At 71.9% G+C, this 15,282-nt stretch carries 14 protein-coding genes; 4 read left to right on the top strand and 10 right to left on the bottom strand.

Annotated features, from left to right (window positions below; all coding sequences use genetic code 11):
* Positions 1-240: 240 nt before the first annotated feature.
* From ACWCQ1_RS34720 to ACWCQ1_RS34710, 3 genes are all read right to left on the bottom strand, one after another.
* On the bottom strand, positions 241-1,113 hold the full coding sequence (locus tag ACWCQ1_RS34720; RefSeq protein WP_358611891.1) for a Cgl0159 family (beta/alpha)8-fold protein: 873 nt from the start codon (positions 1,111-1,113) through the stop codon (positions 241-243).
* Positions 1,103-2,056, bottom strand: a complete 954-nt coding sequence (gene iolC, locus ACWCQ1_RS34715; protein ID WP_451028175.1) for a 5-dehydro-2-deoxygluconokinase — start codon at positions 2,054-2,056, stop codon at positions 1,103-1,105. Before iolC ends, ACWCQ1_RS34720 begins: the two co-directional genes overlap by 11 nt.
* A 146-nt stretch (positions 2,057-2,202) precedes the next feature.
* Positions 2,203-3,081 (bottom strand): fumarylacetoacetate hydrolase family protein, encoded by an 879-nt coding sequence (locus tag ACWCQ1_RS34710; protein ID WP_451028174.1) that lies wholly within the window; start codon positions 3,079-3,081, stop codon positions 2,203-2,205.
* 120 nt (positions 3,082-3,201) lie between these two features.
* On the opposite strand from ACWCQ1_RS34710, the gene ACWCQ1_RS34705 reads away from it, so the two are divergent.
* On the top strand, positions 3,202-4,104 hold the full coding sequence (locus ACWCQ1_RS34705) for a LysR family transcriptional regulator (protein WP_358606946.1): 903 nt from the start codon (positions 3,202-3,204) through the stop codon (positions 4,102-4,104).
* A gap of 137 nt (positions 4,105-4,241) precedes the next feature.
* On the opposite strand, the gene ACWCQ1_RS34700 is transcribed toward ACWCQ1_RS34705, so the two are convergent.
* The 5 genes from ACWCQ1_RS34700 to ACWCQ1_RS34680 form a co-directional block, all read right to left on the bottom strand.
* Positions 4,242-5,498: an MFS transporter gene (locus ACWCQ1_RS34700; protein ID WP_451028173.1), complete on the bottom strand. Its 1,257-nt coding sequence runs from the start codon at positions 5,496-5,498 to the stop codon at positions 4,242-4,244.
* 238 nt (positions 5,499-5,736) lie between these two features.
* Positions 5,737-6,447, bottom strand: a complete 711-nt coding sequence (locus tag ACWCQ1_RS34695) for a DUF4232 domain-containing protein (RefSeq protein ID WP_358606940.1) — start codon at positions 6,445-6,447, stop codon at positions 5,737-5,739.
* 139 nt (positions 6,448-6,586) lie between these two features.
* Positions 6,587-8,203: an MFS transporter gene (locus ACWCQ1_RS34690; protein WP_451028172.1), complete on the bottom strand. Its 1,617-nt coding sequence runs from the start codon at positions 8,201-8,203 to the stop codon at positions 6,587-6,589.
* A 113-nt stretch (positions 8,204-8,316) separates the two neighbouring features.
* Positions 8,317-8,727, bottom strand: coding sequence for a MazG-like family protein (locus ACWCQ1_RS34685; protein WP_451028171.1), 411 nt, complete (start codon positions 8,725-8,727; stop codon positions 8,317-8,319).
* A 23-nt stretch (positions 8,728-8,750) separates the two neighbouring features.
* Entirely contained in the window at positions 8,751-9,320 is a 570-nt protein-coding gene (locus ACWCQ1_RS34680; RefSeq protein ID WP_451028170.1) for a DoxX family membrane protein, read from the bottom strand.
* A 130-nt stretch (positions 9,321-9,450) separates the two neighbouring features.
* Here ACWCQ1_RS34680 and ACWCQ1_RS34675 point away from each other — a divergent pair, with 130 nt between their 5' ends.
* Both ACWCQ1_RS34675 and ACWCQ1_RS34670 read left to right on the top strand, forming a co-directional pair.
* Positions 9,451-9,777: a nuclear transport factor 2 family protein gene (locus ACWCQ1_RS34675; RefSeq protein ID WP_451028169.1), complete on the top strand. Its 327-nt coding sequence runs from the start codon at positions 9,451-9,453 to the stop codon at positions 9,775-9,777.
* 71 nt (positions 9,778-9,848) lie between these two features.
* The gene (locus tag ACWCQ1_RS34670) at positions 9,849-10,835 is read left to right on the top strand and encodes an aldo/keto reductase (RefSeq protein ID WP_451028168.1); all 987 of its coding nucleotides are present in this window, start codon (positions 9,849-9,851) and stop codon (positions 10,833-10,835) included.
* 715 nt (positions 10,836-11,550) lie between these two features.
* Here ACWCQ1_RS34670 and ACWCQ1_RS34665 read toward each other — a convergent pair.
* The gene (locus ACWCQ1_RS34665) at positions 11,551-12,261 is read right to left on the bottom strand and encodes an ABC transporter ATP-binding protein (RefSeq protein ID WP_451028167.1); all 711 of its coding nucleotides are present in this window, start codon (positions 12,259-12,261) and stop codon (positions 11,551-11,553) included.
* Between the two features lie 77 nt (positions 12,262-12,338).
* Positions 12,339-13,805 carry an ABC transporter permease gene (locus ACWCQ1_RS34660; protein WP_451028166.1) on the bottom strand — a complete coding sequence of 489 codons (1,467 nt, stop codon included), beginning with the start codon at positions 13,803-13,805 and terminating at the stop codon, positions 12,339-12,341.
* A 200-nt stretch (positions 13,806-14,005) separates the two neighbouring features.
* On the opposite strand from ACWCQ1_RS34660, the gene ACWCQ1_RS34655 reads away from it, so the two are divergent.
* Positions 14,006-15,142, top strand: coding sequence for a D-alanyl-D-alanine carboxypeptidase family protein (locus ACWCQ1_RS34655; RefSeq protein ID WP_451028165.1), 1,137 nt, complete (start codon positions 14,006-14,008; stop codon positions 15,140-15,142).
* The last annotated feature ends 140 nt before the right edge of the window (positions 15,143-15,282 follow it).

Below are 15,282 nucleotides of genomic sequence, written 5' to 3'. Positions count from 1 at the left end.
TGCCCGTCGCGCTCGCTGTACTGATTGGCGAGGAAGCGCACCAGCGCCTGCGCGGTCGTCAGCCGTACGGTGTTCATCAGTTCTCTCCGAAGGGCGGTCGCGGCTCGACGGGGACATCCTCGGACCCGTACCGGGCGGAGAGTGAGCTCCGCCCGGTACGGGCGTCGGGCAGCACGCACGTCCCGCCGCGCGCGCTGCTGATCAGGGCCCCCGACGCGCGGGGGAGATGGGCGAAGCCGCTCACAGCAGGCTCACCGCCTTGTCCACCGCACCGGCCACATCGCCGCCCGCGGGGTAGAGCAGCGAGCGGCCGACCACGAGTCCCTGCGCGGTGGGCAGGCGCAGCGCCCTGCCCCAGGACGCGAACGCGGCCTCGGCGTCGGTGACTTCGCCGCCCAGCAGCAGAGCGGGCAGCGTCGACGAGGCGAGCACGCGCTCCATGTCCTCGACCACCGGGAGCTTCAGCCAGGTGTAGGCGGTACGGCGGCCCAGACCCGAGGCGATCGTGACCGACTTGATGACGGCCTCGGGGGAGAGGTCGTTACGGATCCTCCCGTCCCGCCACTCGGACATGAACGGCTCGACCATCGCGATGAGCCGGCGGTCGTTGAGCTCGTCCACGGCACGAGCGGACTCCTCCAGCACCGACGGCGTCGCCGGGTCGGACAGCGCGATCCGGGTGAGCATCTTGCCGCCGTCGAAGCCCATCGCCGCGATGGTCTCGGCGTCGTAGCCGGTGAACCGGTCGTCGATCTCGAACACCGAACCCGCGAGCCCGGCCCGGTTCATGGAGCCGAAGACGGACTTGCCGTCCAGCACGCCGAGCAGCAGCAGGTCCTCCAGGATGTCGGCGGTGCCCAACACCCCGGTCACGCCCGGCCGTTCCAGCGCGACGCACAGACGGTCGAGGAGTTCGCCGCGGTCGGCCATGGCGGTCGGGTCGCCGCCCACGCCGTTCGCGCCGCGCGCCGGATGGTCGGCGGCGATGATCATCGCCTTGCCGTGCTCGCCCCGCGGGGAGGTCGCCGGGACCCGCCGGGCGGCGGCGGCCGCGATGGCACCGGGGTCGTTCACCCGGGCCTGCACGATGCGGCTCAGCTTCTCAGACGGCACGGGTCACCTCACGCAGCCGGGCCTCGACCTCGTCCTGGGTCGGCATGGCGTCGGAACAGGAGAGCCGGCCGGCGACGAGGGCGCCGGCGGCGTTGGCGAAGGACACCGTGCGGCGGGTGTCCCAGCCGGAGAGCAGGCCGTGGCAGAGCGCCCCGCCGAAGGCGTCGCCCGCGCCGAGGCCGTTGACGACGTCGACCGGCACGGGCGCGATCTCGGCGGCCGTACCGTCGCGGTCCACGGCCAGCACGCCCCGGGGACCCTGCTTCACCACGGCCAGCTCCACACCGGCCGCAAGCAGCGCCTTCGCCGCGGCGTACGGTTCGCGCTCCCCGGTGGCGACCTCGCACTCGTCGAGATTGCCGACGGCGACCGTCGTGTGCCGCAGTGCTTCCGTGTAGGACGACCGTGCCTGGTCCGGGTCGGTCCAGAACATCGGCCGCCAGTCCAGATCGAACACGGTCGTGCCGGCCTTCGCCCGGTGCTCCAGCGCGGCCAGCGTCGCCGACCGGCTCGGCTCCTCGCTCAGTCCGGTCCCGGTGACCCAGAAGACCGAGGCCTCCCGCACCGCGTCCAGGTCCAGCTCATCGGCGGCGATGTCCAGGTCGGGGGCCTTGGGCAGCCGGTAGAAGTACAGCGGGAAGTCGTCCGGCGGGAAGATCTCGCAGAACGTCACCGGGGTCGGCGCGATGTCCGACGTACCGACGAAGCGGCCGTCGACGCCGTAGCCGTCCAGCGCGGTGCGCACGAAGTCCCCGAACGGGTCCCGGCCGGTCTTGGTGATCACCGCGGCCGACCGGCCGTACCGGGCCGCCGCCACCGCCACGTTCGTCGGGCTGCCGCCCAGGTACTTGCCGAACGAGGTGACCTCGGCCAGCCCGAGACCGGTCTGGAGCGGATACACGTCCACTCCCACCCGGCCCATGGTCAGCACGTCGAACGGCATCGCGGGTCCCCTTCACGGGTAGCTCTGGCGCGCTCTACTAGCGCGCTCTAGTTCCCGTACGATGACCCCTGTTCAAATGTCATGTCAATACCTTGTCGCCGTGAGATTTCGGGGCCGCCGGACGGGGGCGGCCCTCGCCGGTGGGGTTACGGCCGTTCCCGTGACCGGCGTCGGCCCGCCGGAACCGGTACCGGATCGGGGCCGGCGACCACGGTGTTGGAGACGCTGCCGATGCCCTCGACCGTGAGGGTGACCGTGTCGCCGGGGCGCAGCGGGGGCGGGTCCTGGCTGCCGCGTACGCCCCACAGCTCGGCGAGACAGCCGCCGTTGCCGCAGGTGCCGGAGCCCAGGACGTCGCCGGGGCGGACCCAGGTGCCCCGGGAGGCGTAGGCGACCATCTCCTCGAAGGTCCAGCTCATGTTGGACAGGAGATCCGTGCCGACGGTCTCGCCGTTGACGGAGGCGGTGAGCCCGAGCCGCAGGAAGCCGTCCTCGTCCCGGTGCTTCTCCAGCTCGTCGGCGGTGACCAGGTACGGGCCCTGTTCGGCCCAGGCGGGGAGGACGACGTCGTCGTACGGACCGGTGATCGCGCTCGGCAGACCGATGAAGACGTACGGCAGGTCCTCCGCCGCCCGGCGGTCCATGACGGCGGCGATCTCCGCCCGCGCCTCCTCGACCGTGCGCGGATCGTCGGGGGAGCGGTGGGCGAGCTCCAGGTCGATCACGTGCTGGCGGTAGTTGGCGCCGGACTGGAAGATCTGGCGGGGCTCGACCGGGGCGTACACCCGCAGACCGTCGAGCGGCCGCCAGTCGCCGGACGGGTCCTCGGCGAGGGTGTGCAGCAGGGGGAGTGCCTGCTCCCAGCGCTCCAGCACGGCCCGCACGTCCGCCGGCGTCCACTCCAGGGCGGCGCTCAGGTCGAGCACCCGTTCCCGTGCCAGCAGGCCGGGGAACGGTTTCCCGTCCTCCCCCGCGGAGAACGTGCCGAGCGCGAACGGGCCGGCAGGTTGCGCGAGCGTTGCCATCAGATTTCCTCCCGCTGAGTTGCGGTCTACTGTGACCCTGTTCGGCCGATCACGGAAAAAGATCCTGTGGATGCGGGAAATCCACGGCGTGGATGGCCATGAGCTGCCTGGTGGTGCCCGGTGAACCTGTCCCGACTCGACCTGAACCTGGTGGTCGCCCTGCGCGCGCTGCTGGAGGAACGCAATGTGACGCGGGCCGGTGAACGCGTCGGGCTGAGCCAGCCGGCGATGAGCGCGGCGCTTTCCCGGCTGCGGCGCCACTTCGACGACGAACTGCTCTCGCGGACCGGCAACGCCTACGAGCTGACGCCGCTCGGGGTCGCCCTGCGGGACCGGAGCGTGACGGCCTGCGACCTGCTGGAGCGGGTGTTCTCCAGCCAGGCCGACTTCGATCCGGCCTCCGAGACCCGCGAGTTCACGTTGCTCGCCTCGGACTACGGGGCGGCGGTGTTCGGCGCGCCGCTCGCCCGCGCGCTCCATCACGAGGCGCCGGGCATCCGGCTCACGTTCCGGCACATGCAGCCGTCCGTCGAGGAGAACCCGGCGACGGTGCTGAGCACGATCGACGGGCTGCTGCTGCCGCACGGGATCATCGACGGTTTTCCCGCGGTCGACCTCTTCCAGGACCGGTGGCTGTGCATCGTCGCCGACGACCATCCGGACGTCGGTGCGGAGATCAGCCTCGACCAGCTGGCGGAGCTGCCGTGGGCGGTGTACCAGCGGCCCTACGACGCGCCGGTCGCACGGCAGCTCAGCATGCTCGGGATCAGCCCCCGGGTGGAGGTGTCCGTGCAGACGTTCCAGCTGCTGCCGCACATGGTGGAGGGGACGCGGCGGGTCGCGATGATCCAGGAGCGGCTGGCTCGGCGGGCGGTGCGGGCGGCGGCGGTACGGGTGCTGCCGTGTCCGTTCGAGGCGGTGCCGGTGCAGGAGGCCATGTGGTGGCATCCCGTTCACGCGCAGGACGCGGCGCATATCTGGCTTCGGGAGAAGGCGGCGGAGGTGGGGGCCGGGTTGACGTGAGTGCCGCGACGATGTGAGTGCCGCGGAGATGCGAGTGCCGAGAAGGGTTGTGGGCGGGTGCGGGCGCGCTGTGGCTGGTCGCGCCCGCGCGGCGGAGCCGCACATCGATACAGCCCCGCGCCCCTACGGGGTTGCGGCTAGGCCAGTTGCTCCGGCAGCGGGTGCGCGTCCACCGAGGCCGCCCGCCGTCGTGAAGCCCATAGACCCCCCGCCACCAGGGCTGCTGCCGCGCCCAGAATCCCGATTGCCCCCGCCAAACTCCCCACCGCCGACTCCGCCGCCAGCAGCACCAGCGGGCAGACGAACTCTCCGCCGAAGAAGGCCGCCATGAACAGGCCCGTTCCACGGCCCCGGTCCTCGAAGGCCAGGCGGGACATGGCGCTGGTCAGCAGGGCCGGGAGCAGCATGCCCGTGCCGACGCAGTTGATCACCGCTCCGACCACCAGCACGGGCGCGTTCCCGGCCAGGAACATCACGCCGAACCCCACGGCGCACACCGCCAGGACCGTCGGCAGCAAGGGATCCGGCGCGCGCTTCAGGCGGGCGAAGGTGATCGCGCCGCCCACCGTCGCCGCGCTGGCGATCGCCGTCGCCAGACCGATGACGCCGGAGTTCTTCACGCCGAGGTCGTCGAGCAGGTACGACATCTCGACCGGGACGGTGTAGAAGACCATCGCCCCGAAGAAGGTCAGGGCGCAGATGCCGCCCAACTGCCGCAAGGGGAAGGGGCGTCGGACCTCCGTCGGGGCAGGCGTGTGCGTGGTCGCCGGGGTGGGCAGTGCCGTGGCCATCAGCGGGGCCAGCACCAGGCTGACGGCGTACACCCAGAACGGGATGCGCCAGCCCGCCGAGCCGGCCGCGCCGCCGAGCACGAAGAAGACCGTGGCCGAGGCGGAGGCGCACATGGTCTGCAGGGCCAGGTACTTCACGCGCCGCCGACCGGAGTAGTAGTCGCCGATCAGGGTGGTGCAGCACGTCATGATCGCGGCCTCGGCGACGCCGACCAGGGCGCGGCTGGCGATGATCGCGCCCAGGGAGCTCAGCCAGAGCGGGGCCGTACCGAAGACGGCGTACAGCAGCGTCGCCACGACCAGCAGCCGCTTGCGGCCCAGGCGGTCCACGATCACCCCGGCGAAGGGGGCGAGCAGGGCGAGGGACAGCGCCGGGACGGTCAGGGCGAGTGGGACGAGGGCCTTGGCGCCGGGGACGGAGTCGAAGTGGTCCTGCATCTTCGGCAGGACCGGTGCGATCAGGACCGCGCCCAGGATCGGCAGGCAGCTGCCCGCCATCAGCAGGGTCACCCGCAGACGGTGGGCCGGGCCCGAGACGGCCACGGGGGAGGCCGTGTCGTCGTCGGGCACGGTGACGGACGGCGGCGGGACGGAACCGGGCATGGCGACTCCAGGGGACGGACGGGGAGCGGGCATGCCTGTCACGGGCGCCGACGGCGCGCGGCATGCTGGAAGTACGGACGACTATGGGTCGTCCGATGCCCGCCCGCCATCCTCCGGGCGATCCGAATCCCGTATAGGGGCCCATCCATGGCATGGATGGGCGTTTGATCGTTCAAACAGGGGAGTGGTCGTCCTGCGGCTCCTGCGAGTCCTGCGACTTCTACGAGTCCTGCGATTCCTACGACAGTGCCGCCGCCGTCACCGCCGTGGCCGTCACCGTGTTGTCGCACTCGGCGAACACCCCGTCGTCCAGGGCGACTTGGTGCGCACCGGCGCCCGGCAGCCCCACCACGAGCGTCGGGTACGTCACCGGCTGCGCGCCCGACTTGCAGTAGCCGTCGGCCTCGCCCTGCACCTGGACGAACGTCAGCTTCACCCGTGCCGTACCGCCCGGGGCGAGGCGGATCACGGGGGCGGGGCCGACGGGGGTCACCTTCAGCGGGGCGTTGTGCTCGGGGGAGCCGTTGGCCGCTCCGGCCACCGTGGGGTGGCCCTGGAGGAGGCAGGGGTGGGTGGAGGTGTTGGTGAACTCGACGATCGCCGCGCCCGTCCCGGTGCCGGCCGGGCGGTCGGCGGCCTGGTGCGCGGTGGCCTCCAGCGCGGAGGCCGTGCAGGTCTTGGCCTTCGTGCCGGTGGTGCCGGAGATGGGAGAGGCGGACGCGGTGGGCTTGGGGGCCGTGGAGGACGGGGCCGTGGACGGCGATGAAGCGGAGGACGGCGTGGACGGCGTGGACGGTGAGGAGGCCGACGACGGTGCCTTGCTGGTCGGGGCCGTCGAGGAGGATGTGGTGCCGGAGGCGGTGTCGCTGCTCTGGCAGGCCGAGAGCGACAGGGCGGCCGAGAGCGCGGCGACGGCCAGTGCGGTCTTGCGGATGCTGACGTACGGCATGAGGTCCCCCGAGGTCTGATACGCGGCGCCGGTCTCCGCCGGCGCTCGCCGATGGAGACCGGACGGCCTCACGTGGGGTTCCCCTGTGCGTCAGCTGTGACGCGGCGGTGACGAGATCATCGTCGCTCCAAGACCTTGGTCATCGGATCGCCGTGGCCGCCGCCGCTTCCTCCTCCTTCTCGATGCCCACCGTCGCGTCCTGGTCGCCCTTGCCGCGCAGGGCGACCACGCTGAGCAGGCAGCACGCCAGGGCGGCGATGCCGCAGACGACGTAGCCGATGGCGTAGCCGTTGCCGAGGGCCTCCAGGGCGATGGGGACCGCGCCACCCGGCGGGGAGGTCGGCGGGACCGAGTTGGAGGCGAGCGGGCCGCCCTCGGCCGCGACCTGTCCGGCCGCCGCCTTGATCTGGGCGGAGAGGTCCGAGGAGGCGAGGTTCCGGGTGAACTCGTCGGCCGCGCGGCTCAGCGCGATCGCGCCGATGACCGCCGGGCCGAGCGTGAAGCCGAAGTCGCGCAGCAGGCTCGTCGAGGCGCTGGCCATGCCCGCGTAGTGGACCTCCACGGTGTTGACGGCGGTCGCGGTGATGGAGGAGACGGTGAGCGCGAAGCCGATGCCGACCAGGCCGATGGGGAGGATGAGCGAGGTCAGCGCGCGGTCGTGGACCGAGAGCGTCGCGGCGACGAAGTCACCGGCCGCCATCAGCGCGAGTCCCGCGCCGAGCACCCAGCGGGGGCTCACCCGCTCCAGCAGCCGGGAGATCAGCGGCATCAGCAGCAGCGTCCAGGCGTTGAGGATGATGAAGGCGAACGAGCCGCGCAGGGGGCTCTGGTGCTGGATCGGGCCGAGCCGGATGCTGGTGGCGTAGGCGGTGCCGAGGTAGCTGAACATGCCGACCACGGCGACGAACGACGCCACCGCGAACGCCCGGTTCCTGAACAGGTCGAGCCGGAGCAGCGGGGCGGCGGCCCGGTGTTCGGCCAGCAGGAACAGCCCGATGAACAGGGCCGCGACCACGTACGCGATCACCACGGGTGTGGCCGTCCAGCCGTCCGCCGGGCCCTGGATCACCGCGTACAGCAGGGCGAACATGCCGATGCCGATGGTGATCTGGCCGGCGAGGTCGAGTGAACGGCCTTCCGGGGCGCTGGAGTTCTGTGCGAAGAACTGGCTGAGAAGGGTGCTGACCAGGGCGAGGCCGGTCACCACGATGAACGCCCAGCGCCAGGAGCCGTAGTTGCCGGTGATGCCGCCGAGGACCGGGGCGACGAAACCGCCGCTGGACAGGGCGGCCGCCCAGATCGTGATCGTACGGGCGCGGTCGCGGGCGGAGTGGGTGCCCGCGGCGATCATCGCGAGCGAGGTCGGGAAGAGCGCCGCCGCGCCCAGGCCGGCGATGGCCTGGCCCACCCAGAGCATGTGGATGCCGGTGCTGGCGGCGGCCAGCGCCTCGCCGGCCACCAGCAGACCGCCGCCGCCGACCAGCAGCCGCTTGCGGCCGAAGAGGTCGCCGAGGACGCCGAAGGTCAGCTCCAGGACGGACACGGGCAGCAGGAAGGCGTCCGAGATCCAGGTCAGCTGGGAGCCGACCGGATGCAGGTCCTCCTGGAACAGGCCGTTGAGCGTGGCCGGCATGGCGAGGGCGATCTGGGCCAGGCAGACCGCGAAGCAGCCGGCGACCAGGGCGCCGACGGGCAGGCCGCCGGACGCCGGCTCGGCGGCGGTGGACCCGGGTTGGGTGTGCGTTTCGGTGGACACGAGGGGCTCCCCTTTGAGCGGGTGTACGGGGGACGACGGCGCCGTGAAACGCTGCGAATGTAGGGCGTTTTTTCAACGGCGGTCAATAGCATGCCCAACATTGGGGAGTCCGGTCAGGTCGCGCTGCCTGGTCGGCGGATGCTGAGGGAGCGTTCCGTCACCCGGGCCAGATGCCGGGTGAAGGTCTCGCGGGTGTCCGGGGTGAGGGTGCGCAGGGCGATCAGAGCGGTGATCACGACATCGCACAGTTCGGCCTGGACGTCTTCCCAGGTGTGGCTGGCGCCCTTGCGCGGGTTCTGGCCGGTCGCGCCGATCACCGCCTCGGCGACCTCGCCGACCTCCTCGGACATCTTCAACACGCGCAGCAGCAGGCTCTCGCGGCCGCCGTGCCGACGACCCTCTTCCAGCCAGGCCCACAGGGCGTCGACGCAGGACCAGAGGTCGTCGGGGGAGGGGAGGCCGTCCGTGGAGGGGACGCCGTCGGGCGAGGGCAGGCCGCCGGTGGAGGGGCTGTGATCAGTCATGGGCGCAACCCTGCCCCAGCGGGTCACTCCCCGGACAGCGGCTCCTGCGACTCGAACCGGTCCTCCGACGCCTCGTCCTGCTCCGGCTTGCGCAGCCGCTTGTTCCGCGCCCCCACGACCAGAGCCGTCGCCGCCGCCGTCGCGCCGAGTGCCGCCGGGACCATCCAGCCGCGGTCCACCACATGGCCCAGCGCGTGGTCGAGGGAGAGTCGGCCCGGTCCGGTGACCGCCAGTCCGGCCGCGGCGAGGCCCAGCGTGGCCGCGTACTCGAAGCCGCCCTCCTGGTTGAAGAAGCCGTTCGGCGCGTGCACCGCGGACGCCCCCGCCATCGCGCCGGCCGCCGCCGCGCCCGCCGCCGGTGTCGCGAGGCCCAGCGCCAGCAGGGTGCCGCCACCGGCCTCGGCGAGCCCCGCCGCCGTGGCGCTCGCCTTGCCCGGCGCATACCCGACGGACTCCATGAACTGCCCGGTGCCCTCGATGCCGTGGCCGCCGAACCAGCCCAGCAGCTTCTGCGCGCCGTGGGCCGCCAGCACGCCACCGGTGCCCAGCCGGAGCAGCAGCAGGCCCAGATCACGACGGTCGAATGCACTCACGATGACTCCCGGGGCAGGCAACAGGTCGGTCCCCTCCGCGTATCCACCGTCGCATCGCCGACACCCGCTCAGCCTGTTCGCGCGGCCGTTCGGGTGGCGGCCCCGGGGGGACGGTGTGAGTCTGACTGCCATGACGATTCAGCCCGCCAAACTCAGCGACCCGGCGGTCCGCGCGTTCGTCGCCGCCGTCAACGCCCATGACCGCGAGGCGTTCCTGTCACTGCTCACCGACGACGCGACGATGTCCGACGACGGCTCCGACCGCGACCTCGGCGAGTGGATCGACCGCGAGATCTTCTCCTCCAACGGCCATCTGGACGTCGACAACGAGTCCCAGGGCGGCCGCGCGCTGATCGCGAACTACCGCAACGACACCTGGGGCGAGATGCGCACCCGGTGGAGCTTCGAGGTCACCGAGGACGGCCGGATCTCCCGCTTCGAGACCGGGCAGGCGTAGCGCACCGCTTGTGCCGACCCTTGTTCGACCCCTTGTGCTGAAGTGCGCTCCAACTCCTAGGGTCCGTGGGCATGGAGACGAACAGGACACTGGGCCGCAGCGGTATCCGAGTAAGCGCTCTCGGCTTCGGCTGCTGGGCCATCGGCGGGGAGTGGCAGGACACCGACGGGCAGCCGCTCGGCTGGGGCAAGGTCGACGACGAGGAGTCCGTACGGGCGATCCGGCGCGCCCTCGACCTCGGTGTGACCTTCTTCGACACCGCCGACACCTACGGCGCCGGGCACAGCGAACGGGTCCTCGGGCGCGCCCTCGGCAAGCGCCGGGACGACGTGGTGATCGCCACCAAGTGGGGCAACCTCTTCGACGAGGACACCCGCACCCGTACCGGCAGCGACGACTCCCCGCAGTACGTCCGTCGCGCCCTGACCGCCTCGCTCCGGCGCCTGGACACCGACCACGTCGACCTCTACCAGCTGCACATCTCCGACGCCGATCCCGAGCGGGCCGCCGAACTCCGCGAGTCCTGTGAGGAGTTGGTGGGTGAGGGGCTGATCCGCGCCTATGCCTGGAGCACCGACGACCCCGCCCGGGCCGCCGTGTTCGCCGAGGGGGAGCACTGCACGGCCGTGCAGCACGCGCTCAACGTCTTCCAGCCGGCACCCGACATGCTCGCCCTGTGCGACGAGCTGGACCTCGCCAGCGTCAACCGCAGCCCGCTCGCCATGGGGCTGCTGTCCGGCAAGCACCGCAGCGGGCAGGCGCTGGAGGCGGGGGACATCCGCAGCCGGCCGCCCGCCTGGCTCCCCGGCTTCACGGAGAACGGCGGCGCCGACGAGGACTGGGTCGCCCGCGTGGACGCGCTGCGGGACGTACTGACCAGCGACGGCCGTACGCCCGCGCAGGGCGCCCTCGCCTGGATCTGGGCCAGCAGCCCCCGCACGGTCCCCATCCCGGGCTTCCGCTCGGTCCCCCAGGCCGAACAGAACGCGACCGCCCTCGAAAAGGGCCCCCTCACCCCCACCCAACTGGCAGAGGTCGACACGATCCTCGGGAGGTGAGCAGTCCCGGCCGCGCGGACCCCGAGCCGGCCGTCGCCTCCTCGCCACACCCGGCGTGGCCGACAGCGCCGGCCCCGGCAGCCCGCGTTCCTGACCTGCTTGGTGAGCGCCGACCGCAGGATGGCAAGCCGGTCGCGGACCTTGCGGCGACGGGCGCCGGCGGCTCACCTCAGCCGCCGGGTGCGGCGGGCCGCAGCAGCCCGCGTTCTTGGTCCTGCTTGGTGAGCGGCCTTGGCCGCGCGGACGCCGAGCCGACTGCCATCTTCCGGCCGACCGGCACCGGCGGCAGCAGGATGCCGCCGGCCCCGGCAGCCCGCGTGCCTGACCTGCTTGGTGAGCGCCGACCGCGAGGCGCCGAGCCGGTCGCGGAAGCCTTGCTGCGACCGGTGGCCGGACGCGGCCGGGTGCCGTCGGGCTGCGGCCGCTCGTGTTGCGGGTTCGCCGCGTGAGCGCTCCGGACCGTGCGGCTGCCGAACCGGCCGCGGCCTTCCCGCGCCCGGCGGCCGTCCGGTCTTCACGCGTCCGGCGGCCGGCCGTCAGCCCCGGACGCCGGGTGCCCGGCGGGTCGTGCCGGGACGGCATCGCGGTCTGGCCGCACCGGACGGCCGTCAGCCTCCGGACACCCTGTGCCCCGCGGGCCGTGCCGGGATCGCAGCGCGGTCTGGCCGCACCGGACGGCCGGCTTCCAACGCGCCCTTCGAACACAGGCAGCCCGTCAGGACACGTACGACTGCTGTGCGTAGCGTCCGTCGCCCTGCTCCGTCAGGGTCAGGTGGCCCGCCTTGATGGTGGCCAGGCGAGGGGCTCGGCGGGCTATGGAGGAGTCGTGGGTGACCATGACGAAGGTCAGCCCGTGCTCGCGCCACAGCCCCTCCAGCAGGGCCATGATGTCGTCGCGGGTGCCCTCGTCGAGGTTGCCGGTGGGCTCGTCGGCCAGGAGCACCTTGGGCCGCTTGACCAGCGCGCGGGCGATCGCGACGCGCTGCTGCTGGCCGCCGGAGAGCTCGGCGGGCGCGTGACTGAGGCGTTCGCCGAGGCCCACCGAGCGCAGGGCCTCCGCCGCCCGATCCCGCCGCTCGGCGGGCTTCACCCCGAGGGGTACGAGGGCCGTCTCGACGTTCTCCTGGGCGGTGAGCGTCGGGATGAGGTTGAACGACTGGAAGATGATGCCGATGTTCTCGGCCCGCACCCGGGTCAGCTTGGTCTCGCCGATGCGGGCCAGGTCGACTCCGTCGAACTCGACGCTGCCCTCGGTCGGACGGTCCAGCCCGCCGATCATCTGCAGCAGCGTCGACTTGCCGCCGCCCGTCGGGCCCTGGATGACGAGCTGGTCGCCGTCCTCGATGGTGAGGTCGATGCCGCGCAGCGCCTCCACCGTCTCCTTGCCCCGCGTGTAACGCTTGGTGACGCCGGTGAGTCTGTACATGGGGTTCTCCACAGGAACGTAGGGGTGGGGCGCCGCGCCCGGGGGGAGGGAGAGGCGGCGCCCCGGCTTGGGGTGCGTTACGAGACGCTGCGCAGGGCGTCCGCCGGGCGCATACGGGAGGCGCGCCAGCCGCCCATCGCGCCGGCGATCAGCCCGCCGGTGACCGCCAGGGCCACCGCGAGGGCGATCGTGGTCAGGGAGACCGGGGCGGACAGGGCGATCTCCATGGTGGTGGAGGCCGACTGCCGGCCGGGTCCGCCCCCGCCCGGACCGCCGCCGGGTCCACCCGTGCCGCCGCCCGTGCCGCCGAGCTGCGCGGTCAGCTTCGGGCTGATCGCGGTGACCGCGTAGGCGGCCGCGAGACCGAGCGCGATACCGAGGGCCCCGCCGATCAGGCCGTTGACCATGGACTCGCCGACGACCTGCCGGGTCACCTTGCGGCTCGGCCAGCCCAGCGCCTTCAGCGTGCCGAACTCACGCACCCGGCGGGAGACGGCCGAGGAGGTCAGCAGCGCCGCCACCAGGAACGCCGCCGCCAGCACCGCGATCGACAGCCACTTGCCGACGCTGGTGGCCAGGTCGGACGCGGTGGACAGCGAACCGGAGACGGTGGACGCGAGGTCGGCGGACGTGGTGACCGTCGTGCCGGAGATGTTGGACTGGATCTCCTTCTTCACGGTGGAGATCTGCTGGGAGTCGGTGGCCTTGACGTAGATCGTGGTGACCTTGTTCTTCGCGTCGCCCAGCGTCTGCGCCTGCTTCAGCGGCAGGAAGACGTCGACGGTGGAATCGCCGCTGTCGGGTGTCGCGACGCCGATGACCGTGTACGTCGTGCCGGAGATCTTGAAGGTCGAGCCGACCTTGTACTTCTTGGACTTGGCGTACGAGGCGCTGACCACGGCGACCTTGGCGGTGGTCTGCGACGACGTGAACGTCTTCCCCGAGGTGATCTTCGAGGTGGCCAGCGGGCCGAGCTCCTGGTCGGTGACGTCGACGCCGGCCACCGAGTAGGAGTTGACGTCGAACGAGGCGCCGCCTCCCTGGACCTGCGGCTGGCTGCCGCCGTTGCTGCTGCCGCCGGGCCCGCCCTGCTGCTGGCTGCCGCTGCCGCTCGTGGAGCTCTTCGCCTTGCCCTGGGTGAAGGAGCCGTCGACCTTGGTCACGTTCAGGGTGAGCGCGCCGACCGCGGCGGACACGCCCTTCTGCGCGGCGACCTTGGCGACCAGGGAGGACGCCAGAGCCTGACCACCCTGGGTCATCACCCGGTCCGAGCTCTGCTTGGTGCTGCTGCTCGACTTGGCGTCGAACTGGAAGTTCGGGCCCTGGGAGCTGCCCGCCTTGGGCGCCGACTGCGCCTTCGCGACGGTCATGTCCGTCCCGAGACCGTACAGCGACTTGAGGACCTTGCCCTGGGCCTGAGTCATGCCGGCCGACACCGAGTTGACGGTGATCACCAGCGCGATACCGAGCGCCAGACCCATGGCGATGACCAGAGCCGCTTTCTTTCTGCGGCTCAGTTCGCGCTTGAGATAGATGCCAAACATCCCGTTCCTCGCAGGTTCTTGGCGCCCGCTGTGGGCGCTGCCACAAGTTATGGAGGAACCTTTGCGTCGCACTGAGTAAAGGATGTGTCCGAGCTGAGAAAGCGGGGGATGACTTCAAATTTTCGTAAGACAGGTAATTCCTGAGCAGGAGAGGGGCTACTGCCAGGAAACCCCTGTTGGGTGGGTGTTAGCGTCCCCGGATGCATGGTTCCTCCCCGCTCTCCCGGCGTGCCGCGCTGGGCCTTGCCGCCGCCGCGATTCCACTCGCCCCGGCGACCCCCGCACACGCCACGACCGTCGTCGGCGGTGCCCGTCTCGCCCGCGCCGGAATTCAGGGCACCGCACTGCCCCGAAAACTCACCGCCGCCGCGTGGCTGGTCGCCGACTGCGACAGCGGAGAGGTGCTCGCCTCCTTCAACGCGCACCGGCGTCTCGCGCCCGCGTCCACGCTGAAGATGCTCTTCGCCGACACCGTGGTGAAGAAGTTCGCCCCCACCGAGCGGCACACGGTCACCGACGCCGAGATCGCCGACGTTCCCTCCGGCTCCAGCCTGGTCGGCGTCAAAGCCGGGATCACCTACACCGTGGAGCAGTTGTGGCAGGGCGTCTTCCTCCGCTCCGGCAACGACGCCGTGCACGTCCTGGCCCACATGAACGGCGGTATCGCGAGGACGGTCGCTCAGATGCAGGCCAAGGCGGAGGACCTGCAGGCCCTGGACACCCATGTGGTCAGCCCCGACGGATTCGACCACAAGGGGCAGCTCTCCTCCGCCTACGACCTCACCCTCTTCGCCCGGCACGGCCTGAAGGACCCCGACTTCCGCGCCTACTGCCACACCAGGACCGCGGACTTCCCGGCCGGCGGCAGGAAGACCTTCCAGATCCAGAACACCGACCGCCTGCTCACGGGCGCGTGGGGCGTGAAGACGTACGACGGGCTGATCGGCGTCAAGAACGGTTACACCAGCAACGCCGGCAACACGTTCACCGGCGCGGCCACCCGCGGCGGCCGGACCCTGCTGGTGACCGTGATGCATCCGAGGAGCGGCTACAACGCCGTCTACGAGGAGACGGCCGCGCTGCTCGACTGGGGCTTTTCGAAGGGCGGTTCGGCGCCGGCGGTCGGCACGCTGGTCGAACCGCTCAGCGAGGGCGGGGCGAAGGCGGCGCGGGACGGGAAGACCGCTCACGGGTCGGCCGGGGCGCCGGGCGCGGCGGCGGGGGCGACCTCGTCCTGGAAGCTGCTGGAGGGGGCGGGCGGCACGGTGGCGCTGCTGGCGGGCGGGGCGTGGGCGCTGCGCCGACGGCGCAAGGGCGAGGCGGGGCAGGCCGGTTGACGTTCGCGGCAGCCGTTCCGACGCACCGGTGCGCACCCCGCGGTCCCACGCGGGATCCACCCCCACCCGGTGCGGTGGAACGGCTGCCGCCTCCCCCCTCGGTGTGGCCTGCGGAACTCCATCCCCCAAGTGTGAAGCTC

The sequence above is a fragment of the Streptomyces sp. NPDC002144 genome (assembly GCF_053593695.1).
Note: the sequence above shows the minus strand (reverse complement) of the source record. Positions and strands in the feature narration are given on the sequence as shown.